At 67.7% G+C, this 26,561-nt stretch carries 22 protein-coding genes; 14 read left to right on the top strand and 8 right to left on the bottom strand.

Annotated features, from left to right (window positions below; genetic code table 11):
- Positions 1-42: 42 nt before the first annotated feature.
- Entirely contained in the window at positions 43-1,041 is a 999-nt protein-coding gene (gene dgcN / locus ACRARE_RS04140) for an N-acetyltransferase DgcN (protein WP_432655143.1), read from the bottom strand.
- Between the two features lie 240 nt (positions 1,042-1,281).
- Between dgcN and ACRARE_RS04145 the strand changes: the two genes are divergently transcribed.
- Together ACRARE_RS04145 and ACRARE_RS04150 are read left to right on the top strand one after the other, a co-directional pair.
- Complete coding sequence (locus tag ACRARE_RS04145) at positions 1,282-2,244, top strand: L-malyl-CoA/beta-methylmalyl-CoA lyase (RefSeq protein WP_432655144.1); 963 nt, start codon at positions 1,282-1,284, stop codon at positions 2,242-2,244.
- 277 nt (positions 2,245-2,521) lie between these two features.
- The gene (locus tag ACRARE_RS04150; RefSeq protein ID WP_432655145.1) at positions 2,522-3,109 is read left to right on the top strand and encodes a hypothetical protein; all 588 of its coding nucleotides are present in this window, start codon (positions 2,522-2,524) and stop codon (positions 3,107-3,109) included.
- A 9-nt stretch (positions 3,110-3,118) separates the two neighbouring features.
- On the opposite strand, the gene ACRARE_RS04155 is transcribed toward ACRARE_RS04150, so the two are convergent.
- Positions 3,119-3,571, bottom strand: coding sequence for an Lrp/AsnC family transcriptional regulator (locus ACRARE_RS04155; RefSeq protein ID WP_432655146.1), 453 nt, complete (start codon positions 3,569-3,571; stop codon positions 3,119-3,121).
- Positions 3,572-3,654: 83 nt separating this feature from the next.
- Here ACRARE_RS04155 and ACRARE_RS04160 point away from each other — a divergent pair, with 83 nt between their 5' ends.
- From ACRARE_RS04160 to ACRARE_RS04175, 4 genes are all read left to right on the top strand, one after another.
- On the top strand, positions 3,655-4,281 hold the full coding sequence (locus ACRARE_RS04160) for a LysE family translocator (protein WP_432655147.1): 627 nt from the start codon (positions 3,655-3,657) through the stop codon (positions 4,279-4,281).
- 4 nt (positions 4,282-4,285) lie between these two features.
- Positions 4,286-4,900, top strand: coding sequence for a hypothetical protein (locus ACRARE_RS04165; RefSeq protein WP_432655148.1), 615 nt, complete (start codon positions 4,286-4,288; stop codon positions 4,898-4,900).
- 183 nt (positions 4,901-5,083) lie between these two features.
- On the top strand, positions 5,084-6,046 hold the full coding sequence (locus tag ACRARE_RS04170) for an acetyl-CoA carboxylase carboxyltransferase subunit alpha (RefSeq protein WP_432655149.1): 963 nt from the start codon (positions 5,084-5,086) through the stop codon (positions 6,044-6,046).
- A gap of 318 nt (positions 6,047-6,364) precedes the next feature.
- Positions 6,365-8,251, top strand: coding sequence for a PHA/PHB synthase family protein (locus ACRARE_RS04175; protein ID WP_432655150.1), 1,887 nt, complete (start codon positions 6,365-6,367; stop codon positions 8,249-8,251).
- A gap of 18 nt (positions 8,252-8,269) precedes the next feature.
- Here ACRARE_RS04175 and ACRARE_RS04180 read toward each other — a convergent pair whose 3' ends face one another.
- Positions 8,270-9,748 (bottom strand): M81 family metallopeptidase, encoded by a 1,479-nt coding sequence (locus tag ACRARE_RS04180; protein ID WP_432655151.1) that lies wholly within the window; start codon positions 9,746-9,748, stop codon positions 8,270-8,272.
- A 14-nt stretch (positions 9,749-9,762) separates the two neighbouring features.
- Entirely contained in the window at positions 9,763-10,650 is an 888-nt protein-coding gene (locus ACRARE_RS04185) for a MurR/RpiR family transcriptional regulator (RefSeq protein ID WP_432655152.1), read from the bottom strand.
- Positions 10,651-10,914: 264 nt separating this feature from the next.
- Between ACRARE_RS04185 and ACRARE_RS04190 the strand changes: the two genes are divergently transcribed.
- The 8 genes from ACRARE_RS04190 to ACRARE_RS04225 all read left to right on the top strand — a co-directional run bounded on the left by ACRARE_RS04190 (position 10,915) and on the right by ACRARE_RS04225 (position 20,371).
- Positions 10,915-12,240 (top strand): aspartate aminotransferase family protein, encoded by a 1,326-nt coding sequence (locus ACRARE_RS04190; protein ID WP_432655153.1) that lies wholly within the window; start codon positions 10,915-10,917, stop codon positions 12,238-12,240.
- 4 nt (positions 12,241-12,244) lie between these two features.
- Complete coding sequence (locus ACRARE_RS04195; protein ID WP_432655154.1) at positions 12,245-13,741, top strand: M81 family metallopeptidase; 1,497 nt, start codon at positions 12,245-12,247, stop codon at positions 13,739-13,741.
- 35 nt (positions 13,742-13,776) lie between these two features.
- Complete coding sequence (locus tag ACRARE_RS04200; RefSeq protein ID WP_432655155.1) at positions 13,777-15,357, top strand: ABC transporter substrate-binding protein; 1,581 nt, start codon at positions 13,777-13,779, stop codon at positions 15,355-15,357.
- 105 nt (positions 15,358-15,462) lie between these two features.
- Positions 15,463-16,407, top strand: coding sequence for an ABC transporter permease (locus ACRARE_RS04205; RefSeq protein ID WP_432655156.1), 945 nt, complete (start codon positions 15,463-15,465; stop codon positions 16,405-16,407).
- Entirely contained in the window at positions 16,404-17,267 is an 864-nt protein-coding gene (locus ACRARE_RS04210; protein WP_432655157.1) for an ABC transporter permease, read from the top strand. Before ACRARE_RS04205 ends, ACRARE_RS04210 begins: the two co-directional genes overlap by 4 nt.
- Complete coding sequence (locus ACRARE_RS04215; RefSeq protein WP_432655158.1) at positions 17,267-18,934, top strand: ABC transporter ATP-binding protein; 1,668 nt, start codon at positions 17,267-17,269, stop codon at positions 18,932-18,934. The genes ACRARE_RS04210 and ACRARE_RS04215 overlap by 1 nt, the downstream gene beginning before the upstream one ends.
- Positions 18,931-19,797: a carbon-nitrogen hydrolase family protein gene (locus ACRARE_RS04220; protein WP_432655159.1), complete on the top strand. Its 867-nt coding sequence runs from the start codon at positions 18,931-18,933 to the stop codon at positions 19,795-19,797. The genes ACRARE_RS04215 and ACRARE_RS04220 overlap by 4 nt, the downstream gene beginning before the upstream one ends.
- A gap of 1 nt (position 19,798) precedes the next feature.
- Complete coding sequence (locus tag ACRARE_RS04225) at positions 19,799-20,371, top strand: carboxymuconolactone decarboxylase family protein (protein WP_432655160.1); 573 nt, start codon at positions 19,799-19,801, stop codon at positions 20,369-20,371.
- A gap of 339 nt (positions 20,372-20,710) precedes the next feature.
- Here the strand turns inward: ACRARE_RS04225 and ACRARE_RS04230 are convergent, their stop codons facing one another.
- From ACRARE_RS04230 to ACRARE_RS04245, 4 genes are all read right to left on the bottom strand, one after another.
- On the bottom strand, positions 20,711-23,320 hold the full coding sequence (locus ACRARE_RS04230) for a TonB-dependent receptor (RefSeq protein ID WP_432655161.1): 2,610 nt from the start codon (positions 23,318-23,320) through the stop codon (positions 20,711-20,713).
- 116 nt (positions 23,321-23,436) lie between these two features.
- Positions 23,437-24,405: a FecR family protein gene (locus ACRARE_RS04235; protein ID WP_432655162.1), complete on the bottom strand. Its 969-nt coding sequence runs from the start codon at positions 24,403-24,405 to the stop codon at positions 23,437-23,439.
- Positions 24,392-24,910: an RNA polymerase sigma factor gene (locus tag ACRARE_RS04240; protein ID WP_432655163.1), complete on the bottom strand. Its 519-nt coding sequence runs from the start codon at positions 24,908-24,910 to the stop codon at positions 24,392-24,394. The genes ACRARE_RS04235 and ACRARE_RS04240 overlap by 14 nt, the downstream gene beginning before the upstream one ends.
- Before the next feature lie 249 nt (positions 24,911-25,159).
- On the bottom strand, positions 25,160-26,542 hold the full coding sequence (locus ACRARE_RS04245) for a short-chain fatty acyl-CoA regulator family protein (protein WP_432655164.1): 1,383 nt from the start codon (positions 26,540-26,542) through the stop codon (positions 25,160-25,162).
- Between the last annotated feature and the right edge of the window lie 19 nt (positions 26,543-26,561).

Genomic DNA, 26,561 nt, shown 5'->3' on the forward strand with positions numbered 1-26,561 from the left:
GAAAAAGTCGGCCCGCCGGGGGAGCGGCGGGCCGTTTCGGGATCAGGCGATCAGCGCGTCGACCAGCTTGTCCGCGCCATAGCGGTAGGGGTCGGTGGCGGGCAGGCCCAGATCGGCCTCGACCTTGGCCAGGTAGGCCTGGGCGTCTTCCTCGCTCATATGCTGGGTGTTCACCGACACGCCGATGACCTTGACGTCCGGGTTCACCCAGGAGGCAAGCTTCATCGCCACATCGCGCAGGTCCGATAGCTCGGGCAGCTTGTAGTCGGGCAGGCCGCGCATGTGTTCGCGGGTCGGCTCGTGGCACAGCACCAGCGCGTCGGGCTGACCGCCATGGACCAGCGCCATGGTCACGCCGGAATAGGAGGCGTGGAACAGCGAGCCCTGGCCCTCGATCATGTCCCAGTGATCGTCATCGTTGTCAGGCGTCAGGTATTCGATGGACCCGGCCATGAAGTCGGCGATGACGGCGTCCAGCGGCACACCGTCGCCGGTGATCAGGATCCCGGTCTGGCCGGTGGCGCGGAAGCTGGATTTCAGCCCGCGTTTCTTCATTTCCTTGTCCATGCAGAGCGCGGTGTACATCTTGCCGACCGAACAATCGGTGCCCACGGCCAGGCAACGCTTGCCCTTGCGCTTCACGCCCGAGGCAATCGGGTACTGGACGGACGGAATGCGCACGTCGTGCAGGGTGCGGCCGGTGGCCTCGGCGACGGCCTTCAGGTCGGGTTCGTTGCGCAGCAGGTTGTGCAGGCCCGAGGCGATGTCAAAGCCTTCTTCCAGCGCTTCGATCAGGACCTTCTTCCAGGCCTGGGAAATCACGCCGCCCCGGTTGGCCACGCCGATCACTAGCGTCTTGGCGCCAGCGGCCTTGGCCTCGGCCAGGGTCATGTCGGTCAGTTTCATGTCGGCCTTGCAGCCGTCCATCCGGTACTGGCCCACGCAATTCTCCGGGCGCCAGTCCTTGATGCCCTGGGCCACTTTCGCGGCCAGGGCGTCGGGGGCGTCACCGAGGAAGAGAAGATACGGGGTCTCGATCATGTCTGGTCTCCTGAAGAGGGTTTCCTGCATCCTGCGCGCAATCTCCCTCAAGGTGTTTGCAAATTGCGCGCGCCCCACGTGCAAAACACCCAGATCTTTCGGGTTTGCGCCAAATCTTCGAAGATTCTCCCACCACGGCGCGGAATCATGCTGCGCTGCAAAATCCACCTTGCCAATAGGCGGGTAATTTCCTAACCATCCAGCAGCAATAAACGTAATTTCCTTACCCGGAGACCGATCATGTCCTTCCGCGTCCAGCCTCAGCCCCCGGCCCGCCCCAACCGTTGCCAGCTTTTCGGCCCCGGCTCGAACACCAAGCTGTTTGCCAAGATGGCCGCCTCGGCCGCCGATGTGATCAACCTCGACCTCGAAGACGCGGTGGCCCCTGACGACAAGGAACAGGCGCGCAAGAATGTCATCGAGGCGATCGGGGATGTCGACTGGGGCAACAAGACCCTGTCGGTGCGAATCAACGGCCTGGATACCCCCTGGTGGTATCGCGACGTGGTCGACCTGCTGGAACAATGCGGCGACCGGCTGGATCAGATCATGATCCCCAAGGTCGGCTGCGCTGGTGACATCTATGCGGTGGATGCCCTGGTCAGCGCCATCGAGACCGCCAAGGGCCGTGCGAAGCGGATCGGCTTCGAGGTGATCATCGAAAGCGCCGCCGGTCTCGCCCATGTGGAAGAGATCGCCGCCGCCAGCCCGCGGATGCAGGCCATGAGCCTGGGCGCCGCGGATTTCGCCGCCTCGATGGGGATGCAGACCACCGGCATTGGCGGCACCCAGGAAGATTACTACATGCTGCGCGAAGGCCAGAAATACTGGTCCGATCCCTGGCACTGGGCCCAGACCGCCATCGTCGCCGCCTGCCGCACCCATGGCCTGCTGCCCGTCGATGGCCCCTTCGGCGACTTCTCGGACGACGACGGCTTCCGCGCCCAGGCGCTGCGCTCGGCCACCCTCGGGATGGTCGGCAAATGGGCCATCCACCCCAAGCAGATCGCCCTGGCCAATGAGGTCTTCACCCCGTCGGAGGCCAAGGTGACCGAGGCCCGTGAAATCCTGGCCGCGATGGACGAGGCCAAGCGGACCGGCGCCGGGGCGACGGTCTACAAAGGAAGACTTGTTGACATTGCATCTATTAAGCAGGCAGAAGTGATCGTGAAACAAGCCGAGCTGATCGCCGCCGGGGACTAACCTGCGGCTCGCCCGGCGAAGCGCCCGCGTGAGGAGGACTCGCGGGCGCTTTCTTGTTTTCGGACCCGGCGGCCCCAGCCTGCCTGCGACAGCCCGCCGCACCCTTGTTTTCTTGCCTTTTCAACGGATCCGCCCGCACGCCGCGCACTCCGGGCACGGTCAGTTGCGCCGGTCCCCTGACCCAAAGGTGATGCCGCGACGCGCCCTTGCCCTTGGCTTTCCGCGAATCCGATATAGGTTGCGCCGCAACGACGCCGATTGCCGAAAGAGAGACGAGATGCGCGCCTTCCGCACCGCCCGCCTTCTGAAAAACCGCCTGCCCGCCGCCCCGGTTCTGGCCGTGCCCGCCCTGGCCCTGGCCGCCGCAGCCGCCGCCCTGCTGGCCAGCCCCGCCCCGGTGGCCGCCCAGGCGGTGATCGAAACCGACACGGCGAAGATCTTTGAACAACGCTGGATGCAAAGCAAAGAGGCCGACAAGAACGGCCTGCTGATGTATCTGGACGAACAGCGCGCCCTGACCGGCGACTACCTGTCGATCCGCTGCGAAGAGGGCGCCCGCTCGGTCCGGCTGGGCTTCGGCACCGCCCGCCCGCAGCTGGCCGGGGGCCAGGCCGAGGCGCAGTTCATCATCGACGGCCAGGCCACGACCTATCGCCTGGGCTATACCGGCACCACGCCCGACCCGGCGATCTCGCAAGGCGACATTCACGGCTACCGGATGCTCTTTGCCTCCGCGTCCGAGCGCGACGGCTTCCTGGCGGCGCTGCAACGCGGGTCCGAGCTGCGGATCGAGGGCCAGGCCCTGCCGATCTCGCTGGCGGGCTCGGGCCAGGCGATCAGCGAACAGGCCGGCTACTGCCGCTGACGCGCCGCCTTACGCCCTATCGTCCTTGGGCGAGCCCATGACCACATAGGTGGTCAGGGCCGAGACATGGGGCAGCGTGCCCAGCACCTCGGTATGAAACCGCTTGTAGGCGGCCAGGCTTTCCGCCTCGATCCGCAGCAGGAATTCCCGCGACCCGGTGATGTTGTGGCATTCGCGGCATTCCGGCGACCGGCGCATGGCGGCCTCGAAGGCCTCTTGCGCCGCCTTGGTATGTTCCGACAACCCGACCGTGGCATAGGCGACAAAGCCCGCCCCCACGGCCTCGGGGTCGATCACCGCGCGGTAGCCGCGGATCACGCCCGACCGCTCCAGCTCCTGCACCCGGCGCAGGCAGGCCGAGGGCGACAGGCCCACACGGTCCGCCAGGTCGAGATTCGACATGCGGCCATCGCGGGTCAGTTCGCGCAATATCTTTCGGTTGATGTCATCAAGCTTCGCCATTTGTTGCGATCTTGGCGCCAACACGCGCCATTTTGCAACCCCACAGCGCCCAGACCAGCATAGGATTGCAATCCTGACAGCTGATGAGCAACACCATGCCCCCTTTCCTGCCCGCCGTTCCCCTGGAGATGCTGACCGCGATCTTCCTCTTCTGCCTCGTGTCCTCGGTCACCCCGGGGCCGAACAACCTGATGGTCATGGCCTCGGGCGCCAACTTCGGCTACCGGCGCACGGTGCCGCATATGCTGGGCATCGGCGCGGGGTTCATGGTGATGGTGGCACTTGTGGGGCTGGGGCTGATGCAGGTCTTCGACCTTTACCCCGTCGTGCGCCAGGGGCTGATGGTGGCCTGCGGCACCTACCTTCTGTACCTGGCCTGGAAGATCGCCCATGCGGCCCCGCCCGAAGGCGGCGATGCCACGGGGCGGCCAATGACCTTTCTTCAGGCGGCGGCCTTTCAATGGGTGAACCCCAAGGCCTGGGTCATGGGGATGAGCGCGATCACCCTTTACGCCCCCGACCGCAACCTGGGCGCGGTGCTGCTGATCGCGGTGATGTTCGGGCTGGTCTGCATCCCGGCGAACTCGGTCTGGATCCTGCTGGGGCAGGAGCTGCGCCGCCTGCTGCGCCGCCCGGGCCTGTTGCGCGCCTTCAACTGGACCATGGCGGCGCTGCTGGTGGCCTCGCTGATCCCGGTGGTCTACCACTAGGGGCATGAGCGCCCTTCTGCTGCACACCGCCCAGGTCCATGTGGCCACCTTCGACCGGCTGCGCGACGAGATCGCGCCGGGTCTGGCCCTGCGCCATGTGGTACGGCCCGGCTGGCTGACGGAGGCCCGGCAGGGGCAGACCGAGGGTCTGGACGCCCGGATCGCGGAGCTGGCGACGGAGGCGCAGGCGGCGGGGCAAAGCTTTCTGTGCAGCTGCACCACCCTGGGGCCGCTGGTGGAACGGCAGGGCGGGCTGCGCATCGACCGGCCGATGATGCAGGCGGCGGCGCGGATCGGCGGGCGGATCCTGCTGGCCCATGCGCTGGACAGTACCCGGGGGCCAAGCCTGGATCTGCTCGGCAGCCTGACCGACGCACGCAGCCAGATCCGCGCCCTGGCGATCCCCGGCGCCTGGCCGCTGTTCGAGGCGGGCGAGACCGCGCGGTTTCACGCCTATATCGCCGGGGCCATCCGCGCCGATCTGGCCGCTCGGGGCGCCGATGTGGTGGTGCTGGCCCAGGCCAGCATGGCAGACGCCGCGCCCCTGCTGGAGGATCTGGGCCTGCCGGTGCTGAGCGCGCCGCGCCAGGCCATGCTTGCCCTGGCCACGCGGGAATAGACTGGCGCGGCGCCCGCACGACAGTTCGCCGCCAGGCGCCCGGCGCGCCCCTCGCTCAATCCTCGGTCCATTCCTGCCCCAGGGGCGCCACCGGGAGGCCCCAGGCCCGCCCGGCAAATCTTGCCTTATTGCACTTCGCCGCCCGGACCTTCATATAACGGCCAACCGAGACGGGAGCGCCAGATGACGAATTACCTCGATTTCGAACGTCCCCTTGCCGAGATCGAAGGCAAGGCCGAAGAGCTGCGCGCCATGGCGCGGCAGAGCGAAGAGATGGATATCGAGGCCGAGGCCGCCGCGCTGGACAAGAAGGCCAGCGACATGCTGGTCGACCTTTATTCCAAGCTGACCCCCTGGCGGAAATGCCAGGTGGCGCGCCACCCCGACCGGCCCCATTGCAAGGATTACATCGCCGAGCTGTTCACCGAGTTCACGCCGCTGGCGGGTGACCGCAACTTTGCCGAGGATCTGGCGATCATGGGCGGCCTGGCGCGCCTGGGCGACCGCCCCGTCGTGGTGATCGGCCACGAGAAGGGCCATGACACCAAGTCGCGGATCGAGCGCAACTTCGGCATGGCCCGCCCCGAGGGCTACCGCAAGGCGATCCGCCTGATGGAGCTGGCCGACAAGTTCAACCTGCCGGTCATCTCGCTGGTCGATACCGCGGGCGCCTATCCCGGCAAGGGCGCCGAGGAACGCGGCCAGTCCGAGGCCATCGCGCGCTCGACCGAGAAATGCCTGCAAATCGGCGTGCCGATGATCTCGGTGGTGATCGGCGAAGGTGGCTCCGGTGGCGCCGTGGCCATCGCGGCGGCCAACAAGGTGGCGATGCTGGAGCATTCGATCTATTCGGTGATCTCGCCCGAGGGCTGCGCCTCGATCCTGTGGAAGAATGCCGAGAAGATGCGCGAGGCCGCCGAGGCCATGCGCCTGACCGCCCAGGATCTGCACTACCTGGGCGTGATCGAACGGGTGATTTCCGAACCCACCGGCGGCGCGCATCGCGACCGCGCGGCCACCATGTCCTCCGTCGGCCGTGCCCTGGAGGCGATGCTGGCCGAGATGGACGGCATGGACCGCAAGGCGCTGATCGACGCGCGGCGGCGCAAGTTCCTGGACATGGGCGCGCGCGGCCTGGCGGCCTGAGCGCGCAGGCCAGACGGCAGAGGGGGCGCTGCCCCCGTCGCGGCAGGCCGCGACTCCCCCGGAGTATTTTCAGCCATCAGAATGGGCCAAGGGACGTGGCGCGCGGGCGGCGCGCCGGGCGCCCTTGTCTGCGCCCCAGGCGCTGTCGGGCGGGGCAGCGGACAGGCGCCCGGGCCAGGGCCCTGTGGCGGGACGCCGCGTTTCGCAAAACTGTCTTGGAAAAGAGCTTGCCCGCAAGCTTTGGGGGCGGTTCTGTACGGGTAAGTCCAGTTGCCCGCCCCCGTGCCGGGCCGGGCGCCACGGATCCGGGAGGACAGCATGGCAGAGCGCAAGGTCATCAAGATGAAGCAGGACAAGCCCGCGTCGGAGGCCCCAGAGGCCACCCCGGCCCCCGAGGCACCCGCGCGCAAGGCGGCCGGCAAGGCCCCGCGCACCACGCCCGAGGCCAAGACGGCGCCCGCCGCGCAGGCGGCCCCGACCGCAGGCCAGGACGCCGAGACCGAGGCGCACCCCTACGCCCATCTTGACCGCATGGCCCGCGCCACCATGGCCGGAATGACCGGCGGCATGTCGCCCTTTTCCACCCTTCAGGCCTGGGGCGACTGGGCCATGAACCTGGCCGCCGCGCCGGGCCGCCAGATCGAACTGGCCGAGACCGCCACCCGCAACGCCCTGAGCCTGGCCGACTATGCCCTGCGCCGCGGGGCGGGCGACGACGCGGCCCCCGCCCCCTTCAAGCCGAAGGCCTATGACCACCGCTTTACCTACGCGGGCTGGAACCGCCTGCCCTATGCGATGATGGAACAGGGCTTTCTGGCCTGCCAAGACTGGTGGGACCATGCCACCGACCATCTGCACGGGGTCAGCGAAGCCGACAGCGACCGCGTCGGGTTCATGATGCGGCAGGTGCTGGACATGGCCTCGCCGTCGAACTTTCCCGCCACCAACCCCGAGATCCTGGACGAGACCGTCGCGCGGAAAGGGGCCAACCTGGCGGAAGGGGCCGAGTTCTTCGCCCGCGACATGATGCACGCCCTGACCGGGGCCGAGGGCGAGGCGAGCCCGCTGGAAGTGGGTCGCGACCTGGCCTGCACCCCGGGTGAGGTGGTCTATCGCAACGAGTTGTTCGAGCTGATCCAGTACAGCCCCACCACCGACAAGGTGCAGGCCGAGCCGGTGCTGATCGTGCCCGCCTGGATCATGAAATACTACATCCTCGACCTGACGCCCGAGCATTCGCTGATCCGCTATCTGGTGGGCCAGGGCTTCACCGTCTTCGCCATCTCCTGGGCCAACCCCCGGGCCGATCAGGCCGAGCTGTCGCTGGAGGATTACCGCCAGCACGGCGTGATGGAGGCGCTGGATGCCGTGACCCGCATCGTGCCGGGGCAGAAGGTCCATGCCACCGGCTATTGCCTGGGCGGCACCATCCTGTCCATTGCCGCCGCCACCATGGCGCGGGACGGCGACGACCGGCTGGCCTCGATGACCCTCTTCGCCGCACAGGTGGATTTCTCGGAAGCGGGCGAGCTGCTGCTATTCGTCGATGAAAGCCAGGTGGCCTTCCTTGAGGACATGATGTGGGCGCGCGGCTATCTCGACAGCAGCCAGATGGCGGGCACCTTCCGTGCCATGCGGGCCGAGGATCTGATCCACAGTCGCGCCGTGCAGCGCTATTTCCTGGGGCGCGAGGACATGACCTCGGACATGACGACCTGGAACGGCGACGCTACGCGGATGCCGGCGCGGATGCATTCGGAATACCTGCGCGGCCTCTTCCTGGAAAACCGCCTCAGCGCGGGGCGTTTCGCGGTCGAGGGCGAGGTGATCGCCCTGCGCGACATTGCCGTGCCGATCTTCCTGGTGGGCACCGAAAAGGACCATATCGCGCCCTGGAAATCGGTCTACAAGATGCGGCTGTTCAACGGTTCCGACCTGACCTTTGCCCTGGCCAGCGGCGGCCATAATGGCGGCATCGTCAGCCCGCCGGGCCGCCCCCGCGCCCATTTCCGCCTGGGCCACCGACCGGCGGGCGCGCAATACGAGGCGCCGGATGCCTGGTTCGCGGCCCATGCGCCGCAAGAGGGCAGCTGGTGGCCCGCCTGGGCAGGCTGGCTGGAGGAGCATTCCACCGGCGCCGGTGCCCCGCCCGACATGGCGCCCTCGCTGGGCGCCGCGCCGGGGCAGTATATCCACCAGCACTGAGGGCCGCCCGCCGCCCGGTCAGGCGTAGAAGGCCCGGGGCAGATGGCGGTAGGGCAGCAGCGACATATCCGCAGGTGCCACCCCGGGGCAGTCGACCTCCTGTATCGGGCCGCAGAGGGGTTCGAACCCGGCGCGGAAGTGGTTCTTGGCCTTGATGCCGAAGATCGCGACCTGGGCCAGGTCGATCCCGTGCAGGTCGCACCAGGCCGGGTCGTTGGCGCTTTGGCAGGTCTCGCTGATCACCACGCGCATCTGGCCCGCGCGCAGCACGGCGGTGCGCCCCATGTCGATCTCGCGCCCGTATTCGAAGGGGCCGCGATTGCGGAACCGGCCCTGGGTCAGCCGTTCGACCACCCCGTCGAAGGGCACCGGCGCCCCGAAGTCGGGCGCGATGCGGCCCCCCAGGGTGCAGCGGATCGGCGCCCCCTCGCCCAGGTCATGGGTCCGGGCCACCAGATCCGGGTCGTAGAAGAAGCAGAACAGCATCGGCAGGTCCGAGCCGCTGTCCATCAGGGCGCGGAACAGCGCGGTGGTGTCGCCGATCCCCCCCGACAGCGGGTTGTCGGCGGCATCGACCAGGGTCACCGGCCAGCGCGCGCCCTCGTCAACCTGCCGCAGCGCCTGGGCCACCCCGGCCTCGGCCCCGGGCAGCGAGACGCGGAATCCCTCGCGACGGTCGGCATAGGCGGCGCCCAGCTCGGCCAGCAGCGGCGCGGGGGCCAGAGCGGGCCCATGGGTCAGCGCCACGGCGGCGCGGGTGTTGGGGGTGTCGGCATAGGTGAAGCCGCCGAAGAAAGAGACATCCTCGACCCCCTCGGCCTGGCAGGCCTGCCGGCCCAGCTCGACCAGTTCGGCCATCGGTCCGGCGGCGGTGCGCATCCCGTGCGACAGCGGCGCGAAATCCAGCTGGCGCAGCGCCACGGCGGGGCGCACGCCCTGTTCCAGGGCCCGTTCCATCATCGCCAGCGCCCGCAGCGCGGTGGCGTCCATGTCGACATGGGGATAGGTGTGATAGCCCGACAGCATGTCGACCGCCGCCGTCAGCGAGGGATCAAGGCAGGCGTGCATGTCGAGGCTGACCGCCAGCAGCGGATCGGGGCCGATTGCGGCGCGCACCGCGGCAATCAGGCTGTAATCCGGCGACAGGTCGCCCTCGGCCACCATGGCCCCGTGCAGCGACAGATAGACCCCGTCCCAGTCCTGGCCCGCCAGATCCGCCAGGATCTCGTCCCGGATCGCCGCCAGCGCCTCGGCGGTGACCGGGCCCAGGGGCGGGGCCGAGGTGCAGCGCGACACCGTCACCTGCCAATGGGGATGATCGTCAAGAAAGCGCACCAGCCCGCCCAGCTCGGTCGCGGTGCCCCGCGCGCCCGCCAGGGCCTCGGGGCCCCGGGTCCATTCCCGACGCTGGAAATCCTCCAGCCGGGTGGGAATCGGGTTGAAGGAATTCGCCTCGTGCCAAAGGCGGGCAACGGCGATGCGGCGGGGCTGGGGCATGGAGTGTCCTTCGGTCAGATCCGGCGGCGCGGGATCGTATTGGCGTAGATGTCGAGCGAGGCCAGATGCTGGTCCGCCGCCTGTAGCGCCTTCAACGAGGCCTCGCGGTCCTGCGCCGCCAGCAGGCCGCACAGCACTTCGGAGACCGCCAACGCCGGGGTCAGGGTGTGAAAGAAGGTGCGGCTTTCGGTGGAACACAGCACCACCTGGTCCGAGATGGCGATCAGCGGCGAGACCTCGCTGTCGGTGATCGCCACCACCGACAGGCCCTTGTCGCGGGCCAGGGCCGACAGCTCCAGCGACTGCACCGCATAGGGGCTGATCGAGATCACCAGCAGCACATCCTCGGGGCCCGCGCGCAGCAACCCGTCGGCCCCGGTACCCGCCGGCCCGTCCAGATGCACCGTGCGCTCGCCCAGCAGGGTCATCACATAGTGGAAATGCCAGGCCACCGAATGGCAGGAGCGCAGGCCCAGCACATAGACCCGTCGCGCCCGGCCCAGCAGATCCGCCGCGCCTTCCAGCCGCGCCAGGGTTTCGGGCTCGCTTAGCCTTGCGATCTGCGCCGTCAGCCCCTGCACCATGTCATGGGCCAGCCCGCTGCCCGCCTGGCCCGCCTCGCCCTCGCGTTCGCGGGCCCGGGCGGCAAAGCCATCGGCGCGCAGCCGCAGCGCCTCGGAGAAATGGGCGCGGATGTCGTCATAGCCCGCAAGGTCCAGGAACTTGGCCAGCCGGGTCATCGTCGCAGGCTGGACGCCCGCGTTGCGCGCCAGTTCCCGCATCGAGACCAGGGCCACTTCCTGGGTGTTCTCCAGGATGTAGCGGGCCGCCTGTTGCAGTTGCGGCGACATCTCGTCGTAGCGGGCCACGATGCGATCGCGCAGCGCCTCTTGTTGCAACATTCGTTTCACTCCCTGTCCGTCTCCAGCCCTGTTTCTGCGCCTGACGGCTTGAGAACACAATGTTTTCCTGAGGAATGACGCGGCCCCGCGCCAGACGCCCAGGATTTGAACGTTTCACATGCAGAAGCAAGGAACCAGACGTTTCGCGCAACTATTTTCTGAAACATTTGTTGCAATGATCGCGAAGTCCTGCGAACCAAGAGGCAGCCGCGGCATGATCCGCGATTCCCACCGGCCCCGGCCGGACGCAGTACGGACAAGACGATGACCAGACTTCTGCACCGCAAGATCGGCGCCCCCCTGCCCCATGCCGTTTCCGGCCAGGGCGTCACGATCGCTGACGCCGCCGGGCGCCGCTATATCGACGGCTCGGGCGGCGCGGCGGTCAGCTGCCTTGGCCATGACCACCCCGAGGTGCTGGCGGCGATGAAGGCGCAGATGGACCGGATTTCCTACGCCCATACCTCTTTCTTCACCACCGATGCGGCGGAAGAGCTGGCCGAGCGGCTGACCGGCCTGGCCCCCGATCCGCTGAACTGGCTCTACCTGGTCTCGGGCGGCTCCGAGGCGGTCGAGGCGGCGCTAAAGATGGCGCGGCAGTATTACGTCGAGATCGGGCAGCCGCAGCGGCGCCACATCATCGCCCGGCGACAAAGCTATCACGGCAATACCATCGGCGCCCTGGCCGCAGGCGGCAATGCCATGCGCCGGGTGCAGTTCCAGCCGATCCTGCCCGAAACCCACCATGTCTCGCCCTGCTATGCCTACCGCGACCAGGGCGCCGGGGAAACGCCCGAGGCCTATGCGGCGCGGCTGGCGGCCGAGCTGGAACAGAAGATCGAAGAGCTAGGCGGCGACCAGGTGATGGCCTTCGTGGCGGAACCCGTCGTCGGCGCCACCCTGGGCGCGGTGCCCCCCGTGGCCGATTACTTCCAACGCATCCGCGCCATCTGCGACCGCCACGGGATCCTGCTGATCCTCGACGAGGTGATGTGCGGCATGGGCCGCACCGGCAGCCTTTTCGCCTTCGAACAGGAAGGCGTCGTGCCCGACATCGTCACCATCGCCAAGGGGCTGGGCGGCGGCTATCAGCCGGTCGGCGGGGTGCTTCTGTCGCAGCAGATCTACGAGGCCTTCCGCGACGGGTCCGGCCTGTTCCAGCACGGGCATACCTATATCGGCCATCCCATCGCCGCCGCCGCCGCCAACAAGGTGGTCGAGATCATCACCCGCCCCGGGCTGATGGATCAGGTCAACCGCCTGGGCGACCGCCTTCAGGCCGGCCTCGACGCCGCCCTGGGCCAATCGCCCCATGTGGGCGACATCCGGGGCCGGGGCCTCTTCCGTGGGATCGAGATCGTGGCCGACCGCGACAGCAAGACCCCCTTCGACCCGTCCCGCAAGATCCACGCCCGGATCAAGGCCGAGGCCATGGCCGAGGGGCTGCTGTGCTATCCCATGGGCGGCACCATCGACGGCATCCATGGCGATCACGTGTTGCTGGCCCCGCCCTATGTCTGCACCGAGGCCGAGATCGACCAGATCACCGACCGCCTCGCCCGCGCCATCCGCCGCGTGACGGAGGGCTGAGCCGATGACGCGCCGCCCCCAGGATCGTCGCATCGCCTTCGCCGGGTTCAACCTGGAATCCGTGACCGCCGTGCCCCAGGTCTCGACCCGGGCGGATTTCGAACGGGTCTGCTTTCGCGGCGCCGAGATCCCGGCGCAGTACCGGGGCACCAACACGGTGGCGGGCGGCACGCTGCGGGTGCTGGACGCGGCGGGGGTCGAGATGGTGCCGCTGTTCCACAGCCTGCTGGGCGCCCTGGGCCCGGCGGCGGATGACGCCATCACCGCCTTCGCGGACGAGCTTGTCTCGGGGCTGACCAACTCGGGACCGCTGGACGGGCTGGTCCTCTACCTGCACGGGGCCTGCTGGGCGCCGGGTTTCGCGGATGTGGAACGCCACATGATCGCCCGCGCCCGCGCCGCCTGCCCGGATCTGCCCCTTGCGGTTGCGCTGGATTATCACGGCAATATCGACGCCGCGACCCTGGCCGGGGCCGACATCGCCGTGGCCTATCGCCATTCGCCCCATATCGACATGGGCCAGACCGGCGAACGCGCCACCAGGGCCCTGCTGCGGATGATCCAGACCGGCAAGACACCCGGCCTGGCCGTGGCCCGCCCGAACGTGGTCATCCCCTCGATCCTGTCGGCCACCGCGCTGGAGCCGCTGGCCTCGCTCATCGCCCAGGCCCGGGCCGAAGAGGCGGCGGGCGATTGCGACATCTCGGTCATGGGGGGTTTCGCCTATGCCGACAGCGCCAATACCGGCATGTCGGTCATCTGCCTGGACTGGCAGGGCCAGGCGGCGGCAGAAGAGAAGGCGGCCCGCCTTGCCGAGAAGATCCACGCGGCCCGCGCCGCTCTCTTCGACGCGGTGCCGATCTGGCAGATGGACGAGGCCGTCGCCGAGGCGGCCCGGCTGCGCGGCAGCGGCGCGCCGGTGGTGATCCTGGAACATGCCGACCGGATGAACGACAGCACCCACGGGCTGCGCGCCGTTCTGGGCGCCGATCTTGGCCGCATCATGGTGCCCTTCCTGCTGGATCCCGAAAGCGCCGCCGCCGCCCATGCGGCCGGGGCGGGGGCCGAGATCACCCTGCACCTGGGCGGCAAAAGCGCGCCGGAAACCGGCGGCCCGCTGGCGCTGCCGGTGCGCGTCCTCTGGACCGGCAAGAAACGCTTTACCGTCTCGGGTCGCTACCAGCAGGGGGCGCCGGTCGATCTGGGGCTGACCGCCCTGGTCGAGGCAGGGCCGGTGCGGATCTCGATCACCTCGCATTTCGCCTTCGCGGTGGATGGCGACCCCTTCTACATCTTCGATGAGCGGCCCGAGGAGTACGACGTGATCCTTCTGCGCTCGAAGACCCATTTCCGCGATTTCTACACGCCCCTGGCGGCGGCGATCCTGGTCACCGACACGCCCGACCTGGGCCCCGCCGATGTGCGGCTGATCCCCTATGCCCAGCTGGACACCAGCCGGGTCTATCCCTGGTGTGCCGATCCGGCCCATCCAACTGAATAAAAACAAGAAACTGTCCCCCAACACGGAGAATGACAATGACTTTCCATTCCTTGAAGACCCTCGGCCTGGCCGCCCTGATGGCGGGCAGCGTGGCCCTGCCCGCCTGGGCCGAAACCACCCTGACCGCCGTCATGCAGGCGCCGCTGCGCTCGCTCGATCCGCATCTCAGCACGGCGCAGATCGTCCGCACCCATGGCTTCATGGTGTTCGAGACCCTGCTGGGCATGGACGAGAACTATCAGCCGCAACCGCAGATGGCCGACTACGTGGTCTCTGACGACATGCTGACCTACACCCTGACCCTGCGCGACGGGCTGATGTGGCATGACGGCACCCCGGTCACCGCCGAGGATTGCGTTGCCTCGCTGATGCGCTGGTCGCAGCGCGACGGCTCGGCCAAGACGATGATGGAATACGTGGACAGCATCGAGGCCACCTCGGACAGCGAGCTGGTGATCCACATGAAATCGCCCTTCGGTCCGGTGCTGGAACTGCTGGCGAAACCCTCGCCCATCCCCGCTTTCATGATGCCTAAACGCCTGGCCGAGACCCCCGTGGGCGAGCAGATCCCCGAGATCATCGGCTCGGGTCCGTTCAAGTTCGTGGCCGACGAATACCGCCCCGGCGATCAGGCCGTCTATGTGAAGAACGAGGACTACATCCCCCGCGAAGAGCCCGCCAGCTGGACCGCCGGCGCCAAGGTGGTGAACGTGGACCGCGTGGTCTGGCAGGCGATGCCCGACATGCAGACCTCGATCAACGCCATTCAGTCGGGCGACGTGGACCTGATCGAACAGGTCACCATCGACCTGCTGCCGCTGCTGGCGATGAATGACGAGGTCGAGACCGGCATCCTCAACCCGCTGGGCGCCCAGGTGACGGGCCGCTTCAACCACCGCCTGCCCCCCTTCGACGATCCGCAGATCCGCAAGGCCGTGATGTACGCGCTGGATCAGGAAACCATCATGCAGACGGCGATCGGCAATTCCGAATACTTCCAGCTGTGCCCCTCGATCTACGGCTGCGAGGTGCCGCTGGCCTCTGACGTGGGCGCGGAATACCTCGAAGGCAGCGCCGACGAGCGGATGGCCAAGGCGCAGGAACTGCTGGCGGCGTCGGATTACGACGGCACCCCGGTGCTGATGATGCAGCCCACCGACCTGACCGTGCTGACCACCCAGCCCATCGTCGCCGCCGAGCGGATGCGCGAAGCGGGCTTTACCGTCGAAGTGGCCTCGATGGACTGGTCGACCCTGCAATCGCGCAAGAACGGCTGGCAGCCGGTCAGCGAAGGCGGCTGGAACTTCTTCTTCACCTACTGGGGTGTCGCGGGCATCTGGAACCCGCTGGTGCATTCGCTGATCAACGGCTCGGGCGATGACAACACCTGGGCCGGCTGGCCGGTGAACGCCCGCATGGAAGAGCTGCGCGCCGACTACCTGACCGCGGGCACCCTGGACGAGCAGAAGACCATCGCCGAGGAGATCCAGCAGATCGCCTGGGACGACAGTTTCTACTTCAACGCGGGCGAGTTCAAATCCGTCGCCGCCTGGCGGACCGAGCTGCAAGACATCCAGTCGGGGCCGATCACCCTGTTCTGGGGCGTCGACAAGTAACCCCCACTCCCCGACTGGGCGGGCGGCCTGTTTCAGGGCTGCCCGCCCCTTTTCCTTCCCCGCCCCGTCGCGCCACCGCGCGCCGCCCCGTTCCCGGAGGCCACGATGCTCAGCTATTTCCTGCGTCGGCTGCTGATGGCGATCCCCGTGATGTTCTTCGTTGCGGTCTTCGTCTTCCTGCTGCTGCGCCTCACGCCCGGTGACCCGGCCCAGGCCATCGCCGGGGATCAGGCCTCGCTTGACCAGCTGGAGGCAATCCGCGACAGCCTCGGGCTGAACGACCCGCTGTCGGTGCAATTCGTCACCTGGATCGGGCAGATGGCCCAGGGCGATTTCGGCCGCTCGCTGATTTCCGACCGCCCCGTGCTGGAGATGATCGGCCAGCGGCTTGGCCCCACCGTGGCGCTGGCGCTGGTCGCCATGGCGATGACCCTGATGATCGCCCTGCCCATGGGCGTTCTGGCCGCCTGGCGCCATGGCGGCATGACCGACCGGCTGGTCATGGCGGTTTCGGTCATCGGTTTCTCGGTGCCGATCTTCGTCATCGGCTACGTGCTGATCGGGGTCTTTGCCGTGAACCTGCGCTGGTTCCCGGTGCAGGGCTACAAGGCCCTGGCCGATGGCATCGGCCCCTTTGCCCATCGCATCTTCCTGCCCGGCCTGGCGCTGGCCTCGATCTATATCGCGCTGATCTCGCGGATGACCCGCGCCTCGATGCTGGAGGTCCTGCGCGAGGATTACGTGCGCACCGCCCGCGCCAAGGGCCTTCCCGAGGGGATCGTGCTGTTCCGCCATGCCCTGCGCAACGCCGCGATCCCGATCCTGACCGTGATCGGCACCGGCTTTGCCATGATGATCTCAGGCGTGGTGGTCACCGAAACGGTGTTCAACATCCCCGGCCTCGGCCGTCTCGTGGTCGATGCCGTGCTGGCCCGCGACTATCCCCTGATCCAGGCCATCATCCTGCTGACCGCAGGCACCTACGTGCTGATCAACCTGGCTATTGACCTGTCCTATGCGCTGACTGACCCGAGGATCCGCTACCAATGAGCCAGACCCAAAGCGCCCCCGACGCCCCCCGCAAGCGCCTGCTGGAGACGCCGCCGCACTGGACCACCCTTCTGGCCCTGGCGGTGCTGCTGGCCATCGTCGCCCTTGCCCTCTTCGCACCGCGTCTGGCCAATTTCGCCCCGACCGAGCTGAACGCCATGATGCGCCTGAAACCCGCCGATGGCACCTACTGGATGGGCACCGACAGTTTCGGGCGCGACCTCTATTCCCGCGTGGTCTACGGCGCCCGGGTGTCGCTGATGGTGGGCGCGGGCGTGGCCATCGGCGCCATTGTCATCGGCCTGCCCCTGGGCCTGCTGGCGGGCTGGTTCCGGGGCCTGGATGCGGTGCTGATGCGGGCCATGGACGGGCTGATGGCGATCCCCGGCATCCTGCTGGCCATCGCCATTGTCGCCCTGACCAAGGCCGGTCTGACCACGGTGATCATCGCCATCATGCTGCCCGAGATCCCGCAGGTGGTGCGCCTGGTCCGCTCTCGCGTGCTGGCCACCCGGTCGGAAACCTTCGTCGAGGCCGCCGTCCTGCTGGGCACCCGACCGATGCGGATGATCTGGCGCCACCTGTTGCCCTCGACCATCGCGCCGCTGATCGTGCAGGGCACCTATATCTACGCCTCTGCCATCCTGACCGAGGCGGCGCTGTCCTTCCTCGGCGTCGGCATCGGCACCGAGACCCCCACCTGGGGCAACATCATGGCCGAGGGGCGCCTTTACTTCGCGATGAACCCCTGGCTTGTCTACTGGCCCGCCATCGTGCTGTCGCTGTGCATCCTGTCGATCAACCTGCTGGGCGATGCGCTGCGCGACCGGCTGGACCCCAAGATGAAAGGCCGTTCGTGATGACCGCTTCTCCCTCCGATCAGCCTGTCCTGTCGGTCCGCGACCTGCGCGTCGCCACCATGGGCCGCCGCCCGGCGGAGATCCTGAAGGGGATCTCTTTCGACATCGCCCCCGGCGAAACCCTCTGCCTGGTGGGCGAAAGCGGGTCGGGCAAATCCGTCACCTCGCTGGTCACCATGGACCTGCTGCCGCGCGGCGAATTGCAGGTGACCGCAGGCACCGCGGCCCTGAACGGCGAGGATATCATCACCGCCACCCCCGCCCGCACCAAGGCCCTGCGCGGCGCCGAAATGGCGATGATCTTCCAGGAACCGATGACGGCGCTGAACCCGGTGCTGACCATCGGGTTGCAGATGGACGAGATCTACCGCGCCCATACCAAGATGCGCGGGCCAGAGCGCAAGACCGCCGCGCTGGAGGCCTTCGACAGCGTCAACCTGCCCGACCCGCCGCGCATCTACGACAGCTATCCGCACCAGCTGTCGGGCGGGCAGCGCCAGCGGGTGATGATCGCCATGGCCCTGGCGCTGAAACCCAGGTTGCTGATCGCGGATGAACCCACCACGGCGCTGGACGTCACCACCCAGAAGCAGATCCTGGAACTGATCCGCAAGTTGCAGGACGAGATGAACACCGCCGTGCTGTTCATCACCCATGACATGGGCGTGGTCGTCGACATCGCCGACCGCGTCTGCGTCATGCGCCATGGCGAGGTGGTCGAGACCGGCACCACCGAAGAGGTGCTGAGCGCCCCCCGCGCGCAATACACCCGCGACCTGCTGGCCGCCGTGCCGGCCCTGACCCCGCGCCCGGCGCGCCCGCAAGAGGCGCCCGAACATGTGCTGGAGCTGGTCGAGGTCAACAAGGTCTTCGAGTTCCGCTCGGCCCTCAGCAAGCTGATGCGCCGCCCCGGCCACCGGGTGCAGGCGGTCAGCGATGTCAGCTTCCGGCTGGACCGGGGGCGCACCCTGGGCATCGTCGGCGAAAGCGGTAGCGGCAAATCCACCGTGGCGCGCTGTGTACTGCGGCTGGAGGATCCGACCTCGGGCGCGATCCTGGTCAACGGCCACGACATCGCCCCGCTGGAGGGGCAGATGGCCCTGGCCCCCGCCCGCCGCGCGGTGCAGATGATCTTTCAGGACCCGAACCGCTCTCTGAACCCCCGCCTGACCACCGGCGACAGCCTGATCGAGGGGCCGCTCAACGCGGGCGAGCCGCGCGCCGAGGCCCTGGCCCGGGCCGGTGAGTTGCTGGAGGTGGTGGGCCTGCCCCGCGACGCCCTCGGCCGCTATCCGCACCAGTTCTCGGGCGGCCAGCGGCAACGCATCGCCATCGCCCGGGCCCTGATGATGTCGCCCGATGTGATCGTGGCGGACGAGGCGGTTTCGGCGCTGGACGTCTCGGTTCAAGCCCAGGTGCTGGACCTGCTGGCCGAGGTGCAGGCGCGGCGCAACCTGGCGGTTCTGTTCATCACCCATGACCTGCGCGTGGCGGCGCAGATCTGCGACGACGTGATGGTCATGCGGCGCGGCGAGGTTGTGGAATTCGGCCCGGCAGGGCAGGTTCTGTCCAACCCGCAACACGCCTATACCCGCGCCCTGCTGGAGGCCGCCCCCGGTCGCGACTGGGATTTCGCCAAAGGCCGCCGCGTGACGGAGCCCGCATGATCGCCGCCCATCTCGTCCAGTTCGACGCCGCCCCCCTCGACCCGGCCCGCAACTTCGCCCGCATGGGCGATGTCATCCGCGCCGAGGCGGCGGCGGGCGCCGATCTGATCGTCTTTCCCGAACTGTCCAACACCGGCTATGTGGAACCCCTGGTCCCCGGCGGCCCCTTCGTCTCGGCGGTGCCGCACTATGGCGAGGCCCTTTGCGCCGCCTGTGCCGATCCCGAGGGCGAAGAGATCGCCACCCTGGCCGCCCTTGCGGCCGAGCTGGGGGTCACCCTTGTCGCCGGCCTTGGCCTGCGCGACGCGCGGCTGGCGGGGGTGATCCACAACGCCTCGGTGCTGATCACCCCCGACGGCGTCGCGGGCATCTACATCAAGACCCACCAGTGGCAGACTGAAAAACTCTACTTCACCCCCGGGGACGCCCTGCCGGTCTTTCCGGCCCTCGGCACCACCCTTGGAATGCAGATCTGCTATGACATCCGCTTTCCCGAGGTGACCCGCGCCCTGGCGGTGCAGGGGGCCGAGGTCATCACTTCGGTATGGGCCTCTTTCGGGGCCGAGGGCGCCCCGGTGGCGGATGAGGGCCTGTTCCTGCACCGCGCCTATACCCGGGCGGTGGAGAACGGGTTGTTCTTCCTGTCCTGCAACCGCGCCGGCACTCATGGCGACCAGCGGTTCTTCGGCCGGTCCTGCGCCGTGGCGCCCGATGGCCGCCTGCTGGGCCGGCTCGAACACGACCGCGAAGAGGTGCTGCGCGTCACCCTCGACCTGGCCGAGGTGGCCCGCTACCGCAGTTTCACCGGGATCTGGGCCGACCGCCGCCCGGACCTTTATGCCCGCGCCCAAGGCGAGACCTGAGATGACCCAAAGCCCCTGCCCGCCCCTGACCGATGCCAGCTGGCCCGCCGAGATCGCCGACCTGCGGGACGGTTTCGCCGGACAGTTGAACGTCTATCGCACCATGGCCCATCACCCGGCGCTGCTGCGCGCCTGGGCGCCCCTGCGCCAGCATGTGGTGAAGGACAGCACCCTGGGGCCGATCCGCTCCGAGGTGGTGATCCTGCGCACCGGGGTCCGGCTGGGATCCAGCTACGAATGGCAGCAGCACGTCAGCCGGGCGCGCAAGCTGGGCATGACCGACGCCCGCATCGCCGCGATCCGCGACCAGCCCGTCGGGGCGGACGGCGCGGTGGCCCCGGGGCTCGAGGCCGAAGACCTGCTGATCCTGAACGCCGTGGATGCCCTGCTGGACGACCGCTGCCTGGCGCCCGGGCAAGAGGCCCGGCTGGCCGACGCCCTGGGCCGCCCCGCGGTCATCGACCTGATCGCCACGGTGGGGTTCTATTCCGTCCTGGGTTATCTGCTGATGACCTATGCCACCCCGCTGGACGAGGACATCGCCCAAGAGCTGGCCGCCACCCCCGCCCCCTGAGGACGGCCCCGGTTCCCTTTCGACGAGCAAGGCCCCGATCCCGGCGCGCATGGGGGGCAAAGCCCTGCGAAACCGCCACGATGCCGACAGAAGGTGGTGACCCCGGCAGGATTCGAACCTGCAACCTGCCCCTTAGGAGGGGGCACCTCCCCACGCAGATTAAGGGAAACTGCCCCAAAGCACTGCCCCCAGAGGGCCAATGTTCCCTGTTTGTGCAGGCTATGCCGAGATTTGCAGGTTCAGCGAACCTAAGAGCATACCCCTGATTTACGCGCGCGCGCCTGAGCTGATCGACCTCGTTCTGGCTGATCAACTCAGGACGACTAGGGCCCGCAGGGATCAGAAATTCGCGGTCAGACCGAACCGCACGGTGCGACCAGGCGACGGCATCAGGCCAAGCGTCAGGCTGTCCATGTAGTATTGGTCCGTCACGTTATCGACCGCGAGATCGACACTCATGAGATCGTTGACCTGATAGGAGCCAAAGACATCGACGAGGGTATAGGGCTCCCAGTTGACCATCGTGGTATAGCCCCCAGTCGAGGAACTGGCCGTGGTCGCAGCCCGGTCACCGATGTAGCTGATACGCGTTCCCAGCTCGAGCCGTTCCTGAAGGAACCGCGCGCCCAGGGTCAGGGTCGCGCTGTCTTCTGGCGGCACATGCAACTGGACGTAGCCTTGCTTCGTGCCGCCCGACAGGCAGACCCCCTGGTCATCGCAGTATTCGGTACTGCTGTAGTGCGTCGCCGTCAGCTCGGCGAAGACACGCGCGCTGTCGTAGCGCAGCGACAGCTCGGCCCCCCGCAGTCGGGCGTGTTCGATATTGGCGAAGCTGGCACCAGGCGGCGTGCCCCGGGTGATGTAGTCCTCGATCAGGTTGTCGAACACCGCAAGCTTGGCCTGGAACAGGTCATCGCCGGTTATCAGACCCGCGCGCTGGTAGTTCACCCCGACCTCTTTCAGCTTTGCATGTTCGGGGCGCAGATCGCTCAGCGGGTCGGGGGCCGCGCTGAACCCCTTCGTCGTCTCGAAGAGGCTGGCGGTCCGATAGGCCTCGGCATATTTGCCGTAGATCTGAAGATCCGGGGTCAACTGGTAGAGGGCCGAGAAGATCGGCGCCGTGCCGCTGGTCTTCTGGTGGTTGTAGAGGTTGACCCGATCCTGTCCGCCCGCGCCGTTGTCGACATAGGCGGGCGTGGCCGAGTTGTCCTGCGACTCGGCGAAGACATAGCGCAGGGACCCTTCCAGGGTCAGACGGTCCGACGGCTCGAAACGGGCCGAGACATAGGCGCTGGCCGCGTTGCGCCAGCCATCGCGCCCATCCACATCGAACATCGTGTTGGGGTGATCGTAACGGTAGGCCTCCAGGTTATCCGGCGGCTGAAGCGATTCATGCCGCCAGGACAAACCGTAATCCAGGGTCAGCGGTCGCCCCGACAGATCCAGCCGAGAAGTATTCGACAGGCTGATACCCCATTGCTTCGACTCGCTGACGAACTGCAACGGCGCGGCCTGGGGCGGTATCCCCCCGAAGCTGAAGCCGTAGCCGGTGACGATATTGGTCAGGTTGGAGGTGCCGAAGACATCGACCTTCAGGTCGATCAGGTCATTAGCCTCGGGGTTCCAGCGATAACGCGCGCTTAGCGTATCCACGTCTACATGGCTCAGCGGCGACTGCCAGCCAGAGTTGAAGCGGATGATCTGCGACGGCATCAGCTCGCCGTAGTCGCTTTCATAGCGCGAGAAAGCCAGGTCGACCGATTGGCCGTCACCCCAGCTGTAAATGCCGCGCAGCAGGTAGGACGTGTTGTCCTGCGAGGTGTTCAGCACCTCCTCGCCTCGGCCATAGCGGTTCAGCCCCGTGTTGTCGGGCCCGCCTTCCTCGCTACCAGCGAAGTAGTTGCCGACGTCGCGCCGCGCATAGGCGGCCAGGAACTCGAAATTGCCAAAGCGCTGCGCAATGGCGATGGAACCGCTGCGCCCGGCGCTGAAATCCAGCGCGTCGGGCATATCCATACGCTCGGAAGAGCCATTGCCCGCGCCAACGGTGAAGGTCTCGGGGACCTTGCTGGTATTACCGATCAGCCCGAACTTCAGCCGCACCCCGATGTTCTGGCCCTCGGGAATGATGTCGGCTGGCTTCAGGGTCGACACGCGCACGACACCGCCGGTCGCCCCGGCCCCGTCAGCGCCGCTGCTCGGCCCCTTCTCGATCGCAACACTGCCTACCAGGTCGGGGTCCAGATAGGTGCGCCCGGCGATGCCGGAATAGCCGCGATAGACCGTACTTTCCTGAAAGGCACCGTCGATCACCACCGGCACCCGACCCTGCCCCTGCATCCCGCGCACGTTTACGTCCAGCGCGCCGCTGTTGCGGTTGTCCCCGTTCAACACGCCGGGGTTGCCCTTCAGAAAGTCTCCGACCGAGGTGCCGCGAAAGCGGTCGATCTCTTCGGGGGAATAGTAGGTGACCGATCCCGCCGTCTCGAAGGTGGTTGCCTCGGAATAACCCTCGACCTCGCGCTGCACCCGGATCGGATCCAGCAGAATCGCGCCTTCGTTATCGGTTCCCGCAGCCCCGAAGCGGGTGATCGACACGGTGCGGCCGCCGATGAAGCTGGCATCCAGCCCGCTGCCCGAGATGACGCGATACAGCGCATCGCTGGGCGCCATCCGCCCGGCAACCGCCGGGGAGGTCAGGCCCGAGACTACCGAGGAATCATAGGCAATCTGCAAACCGGTCAGGCGTGAAAGACGGCTGAGCGCCTCGGCCATCGGCAGCGCGGGCAGGTCGATCTCGACCATGGCGGGCTGCGCCACGGCCGCAAGCGGCGCCAGCAGCAGAGGCGCCCCCGTAGCCATGCCCAGGGCGGTGGCCGACATCAAGGCGCGCAGCACCGCGGCGCGACGCGGCGATCGGCCCCGGCGAAAGGAAGAGTGAGAGTTCATACGATGTCCCCTGAGTGTGTGGAGCGGGTGCAGGGGGCGGATCGGCTGCCGTTTTCCCGGGTATCATTGGGATGACGCGCGCCGATGGATTTCACCCATAGAGATTTCCGAAAAAATCATGCGATGAGAAGCATGACTCCGGCCAGCTCGCGCACTCGCAGGCCCTGAGTGCGCGCCAGCGCTTCCAGCGCGGGGCGGGCATCCTGCGTTTCGAACTGCCCGCTGACCCGGCCCAATGGGCCCAACCCGGGCCGCAGAACCACCCGTTGCGGCAGATAGCGGGCGAGATCCCGGGCCGCTTCGCCAAAGGGGGTCTGGTCGTAAATGACCCGCCCCTGCCGCCAGGCCAGACGCGTTGCCAGGTCGATGTTCCGCGTCGCGCCCAGAGGATCCCCGGCCTGCCAGTCGATGCCCTGGCCCGCCCCCAGATCTCGCGACGGCTGGCGTCCGGCCCGCAAGGCGGCCTCGCCTTCGCTCACCAGAAACGACTGCCCGGTCTCACCGCTGCGCAGCGCCATGCCCCCGGCCTGCATCTGGGCAACGGCCCCATCGACCGTCAGTCGGAAGGGCCCCGTGGCCGAGGCCACATCCAGGAAGACCTCGCCGTCCAACAGGTGCAGACCACGCCCCTCCGCGCCAGAGGTCAGAGCAACTGCCGTGCGGGTGTTCAATTCGGCCCGCGTGCCATCCGGCAGATCGAGTGAAAGCCGTTCGTTCGCCCCGGTCACATGGTCAGCCCGTAGTCCGGTCAACAGATCCGGCAGGACCACGGCGGCCCCGCCAACCGCGCCAAGGGCCAGCGCGCCGCCCAGAACGGCCCGACGATCCGGGCCACGGCGCCGCGTCGCCTGCGGATGCAGCCACGCAGCCTGCCGGGTGACCGCCTTTAGCGATGCGCGCTCTTCCTCGAAGATCCGGGCATGATCGGTACTGCTGGATTGCCATTGCCGGAACCGCGACAGCACTGCCAGATCCACCTTGCCGGACGCCAGAAGGGTCAACCAATCCCGCGCCTCCGCGCGCAGGCACCAGTCGTCCTGAGAGGACAGGGGCCTGCCCGGCCCGCCGTGCTCACGCTTCGCCATGGTCCAACTCCTTGCGCAGCGGCAACAGACGATCCATCGCCCGTCGCATATGATAGTGAACCGTCTGCTCGCTGATCGACAGCGCCTCGGCGATCTGGCGATAGGTCATCCCCTCGACCCGGTTCATCAAGAAGATGCGCCGCGTGCGCTCTGGCAGGGCATCCAGTTCCTGCGCCACCAGAGACAGGGTCTGCCGCGCCCCGAGTACCCTTTCGGCCGAGATCCCCGCCTCGCCTTCGAGGATCGCCTCGACCTTGGCGCGAACCGCCCGTCGGGTGCCTGTCTTTCGAAACCCGCTGCGCAGCAGGTTGATCAACATCCGGCTGAGGTATCCGCCAGGATTGCGGATCTGCACCTCATCCTCGACGGTCATGATCCGAAGCCAGAGTTCCTGCACCGCCTCTTCGCCCTCGTCGCGATCCGCAAAGCGGCGCGACAGGCGCAGCAACCGTCGCCGATCTTCCAGGAACGCCTCGCGTAAGATCCTGTTTGCGGGCTTTGACATGAAGGGCCTCCGGGTCCAGGTGCCACGGTCGGCACGTCATTTAGGACCTGGCGCGCCCGCCCGGATGACAGGCGGCACGATGGAAACGCTGGGCTCGCTGCGTTCTGCTGGCTTTGCCCGCCCCGGTCAAGCCTTCCGGGGCGCGTGATATATGGCGCGGCAAACGTGCTTCTTGGCGGCGGCCTGGGCACCGCCATGACAAGCAAACCGGCGCCAGCCCCCTTCAAGACCGCGCGCCCGGGGGCTGTCTCAGCCCGAGTAGGGCGCGCGACGAGAGCTGTCGGGGTCAGTGTCGAGGGGGCGTCCCACCAGGGGGAAGGCCCGTTGCAGGCAGTTGGCCCGATCACAGATCTTGCAGCCGGCCCCGATGGGCGTGACGCTTTCGGCACGCCCCAGATCCAGATCGCGGCCATAGATAATCCGGTCCGCATGGGCCAGATCACAGCCCAGGGCGACAGAGAACCGCTTGACCGGCTCACCATAGCCGCCTCCCCCATGGGTTACGGTGCGGGCGATCCAGAGATAGCGGCGCCCGTCGGGCATCTGCGCCGCCTGGGTCAACACCTCTCCGGGCCGGGCGAAGGCTTCGTATACGTTCCACAGCGGACAGGACCCGCCGATGCGGGAAAAGTGGAAGTCGGTCGCCGACTGGCGCTTGGAAATATTGCCCGCGCGGTCGACCCGGATGAAGAAGAAGGGCACCCCGCGCGCCTGCGGACGTTGCAGGGTCGACAAGCGGTGGCAGGTGGTCTCGAAACCGACACCGAACCGGCGCCCCAGCAGTTCCACATCGTAGCGGACCTCTTCCGCCGCCTCCAGAAAGCTGCCGTAGGGCAAAACCACGGCCCCGGCGAAGTAATTCGCCAGACCGATCCGCAACAGGGCGCGCGCATCATCGCTATCGAGACCGGCGCCCCCGGTCAGCCGGTCGATCTCGCCGCCCTGTTCAAGAAAGGCCAGCTGGGTAGCGATCTGGAAGGCCGATTGCGCCGGACTGAGGCGGCTGGACAGGCGCAGCAGTTTGGCCTGCGCATCGAAATGCCGCTTCAGGCCCGGTGTCTCTTCCAGCATCACGCGCACCCCGTGCCGCCCGGCCAGCCGCTCCGACAGACCCTCGGCCAGTTTGCCGGGGCGATAGCCGCGCCCGATGGCCTCGGCGGCTTCGTCCAGGCTGGGGATGTAGTTGCGCTGTCGGTAGAAATAGTCGCGCACCGCTTCGAAGGGCGCGGGGCCGGGGCTGACCTCGCCGGTGATCCGACCGCTGAGAAGGTCGACCTGTTCCTGCGCCTCGTGCAACCGCGACTGCATCGACAGGATCGCACGGGCGATCTGCGGCATGTTCGAGGCCAGTTCGCGCATCTCCGCCATAGAGGCCTCGACCCCTTCATCGGCCAGCGCGGCGCGCAGGTCGGGCAACATACGCGCCTCTTCCGCCTCCGAGAACACCTGCACGTCCAGACCGAAGGCGGCGTTCAGCTTCAGCAGGACCGGTACGGTCAGCGGGCGCTGATTGCGCTCGAGCTGGTTGAGGTAGCTGGGGCTGAGATCCAGCGACCGGGCGAGGGCCGCCTGGGTCAGCCCCCGCTCCTCGCGCAGTCGGCGCAGGCGCACCCCCATGAAAGCCTTCTTCACATCCCCCTCCTTCGCAACC

The organism is Pseudooceanicola aquaeponti, from assembly GCF_050897975.1.
In the GTDB taxonomy this organism is placed as follows: domain Bacteria; phylum Pseudomonadota; class Alphaproteobacteria; order Rhodobacterales; family Rhodobacteraceae; genus Pseudooceanicola.

Excerpts from the sequence above, each read along its gene's own strand:
- dgcN (WP_432655143.1), bottom strand. The coding sequence starts at position 1,041 with ATGATCGAGACCCCGTATCTTCTCTTCCTCGGTGACGCCCCCGACGCC.
- ACRARE_RS04145 (WP_432655144.1), top strand. The coding sequence starts at position 1,282 with ATGTCCTTCCGCGTCCAGCCTCAGCCCCCGGCCCGCCCCAACCGTTGC.
- ACRARE_RS04150 (WP_432655145.1), top strand. The coding sequence starts at position 2,522 with ATGCGCGCCTTCCGCACCGCCCGCCTTCTGAAAAACCGCCTGCCCGCC.
- ACRARE_RS04155 (WP_432655146.1), bottom strand. The coding sequence starts at position 3,571 with ATGGCGAAGCTTGATGACATCAACCGAAAGATATTGCGCGAACTGACC.
- ACRARE_RS04160 (WP_432655147.1), top strand. The coding sequence starts at position 3,655 with ATGAGCAACACCATGCCCCCTTTCCTGCCCGCCGTTCCCCTGGAGATG.
- ACRARE_RS04165 (WP_432655148.1), top strand. The coding sequence starts at position 4,286 with ATGAGCGCCCTTCTGCTGCACACCGCCCAGGTCCATGTGGCCACCTTC.
- ACRARE_RS04170 (WP_432655149.1), top strand. The coding sequence starts at position 5,084 with ATGACGAATTACCTCGATTTCGAACGTCCCCTTGCCGAGATCGAAGGC.
- ACRARE_RS04175 (WP_432655150.1), top strand. The coding sequence starts at position 6,365 with ATGGCAGAGCGCAAGGTCATCAAGATGAAGCAGGACAAGCCCGCGTCG.
- ACRARE_RS04180 (WP_432655151.1), bottom strand. The coding sequence starts at position 9,748 with ATGCCCCAGCCCCGCCGCATCGCCGTTGCCCGCCTTTGGCACGAGGCG.
- ACRARE_RS04185 (WP_432655152.1), bottom strand. The coding sequence starts at position 10,650 with ATGTTGCAACAAGAGGCGCTGCGCGATCGCATCGTGGCCCGCTACGAC.
- ACRARE_RS04190 (WP_432655153.1), top strand. The coding sequence starts at position 10,915 with ATGACCAGACTTCTGCACCGCAAGATCGGCGCCCCCCTGCCCCATGCC.
- ACRARE_RS04195 (WP_432655154.1), top strand. The coding sequence starts at position 12,245 with ATGACGCGCCGCCCCCAGGATCGTCGCATCGCCTTCGCCGGGTTCAAC.
- ACRARE_RS04200 (WP_432655155.1), top strand. The coding sequence starts at position 13,777 with ATGACTTTCCATTCCTTGAAGACCCTCGGCCTGGCCGCCCTGATGGCG.
- ACRARE_RS04205 (WP_432655156.1), top strand. The coding sequence starts at position 15,463 with ATGCTCAGCTATTTCCTGCGTCGGCTGCTGATGGCGATCCCCGTGATG.
- ACRARE_RS04210 (WP_432655157.1), top strand. The coding sequence starts at position 16,404 with ATGAGCCAGACCCAAAGCGCCCCCGACGCCCCCCGCAAGCGCCTGCTG.
- ACRARE_RS04215 (WP_432655158.1), top strand. The coding sequence starts at position 17,267 with ATGACCGCTTCTCCCTCCGATCAGCCTGTCCTGTCGGTCCGCGACCTG.
- ACRARE_RS04220 (WP_432655159.1), top strand. The coding sequence starts at position 18,931 with ATGATCGCCGCCCATCTCGTCCAGTTCGACGCCGCCCCCCTCGACCCG.
- ACRARE_RS04225 (WP_432655160.1), top strand. The coding sequence starts at position 19,799 with ATGACCCAAAGCCCCTGCCCGCCCCTGACCGATGCCAGCTGGCCCGCC.
- ACRARE_RS04230 (WP_432655161.1), bottom strand. The coding sequence starts at position 23,320 with ATGAACTCTCACTCTTCCTTTCGCCGGGGCCGATCGCCGCGTCGCGCC.
- ACRARE_RS04235 (WP_432655162.1), bottom strand. The coding sequence starts at position 24,405 with ATGGCGAAGCGTGAGCACGGCGGGCCGGGCAGGCCCCTGTCCTCTCAG.
- ACRARE_RS04240 (WP_432655163.1), bottom strand. The coding sequence starts at position 24,910 with ATGTCAAAGCCCGCAAACAGGATCTTACGCGAGGCGTTCCTGGAAGAT.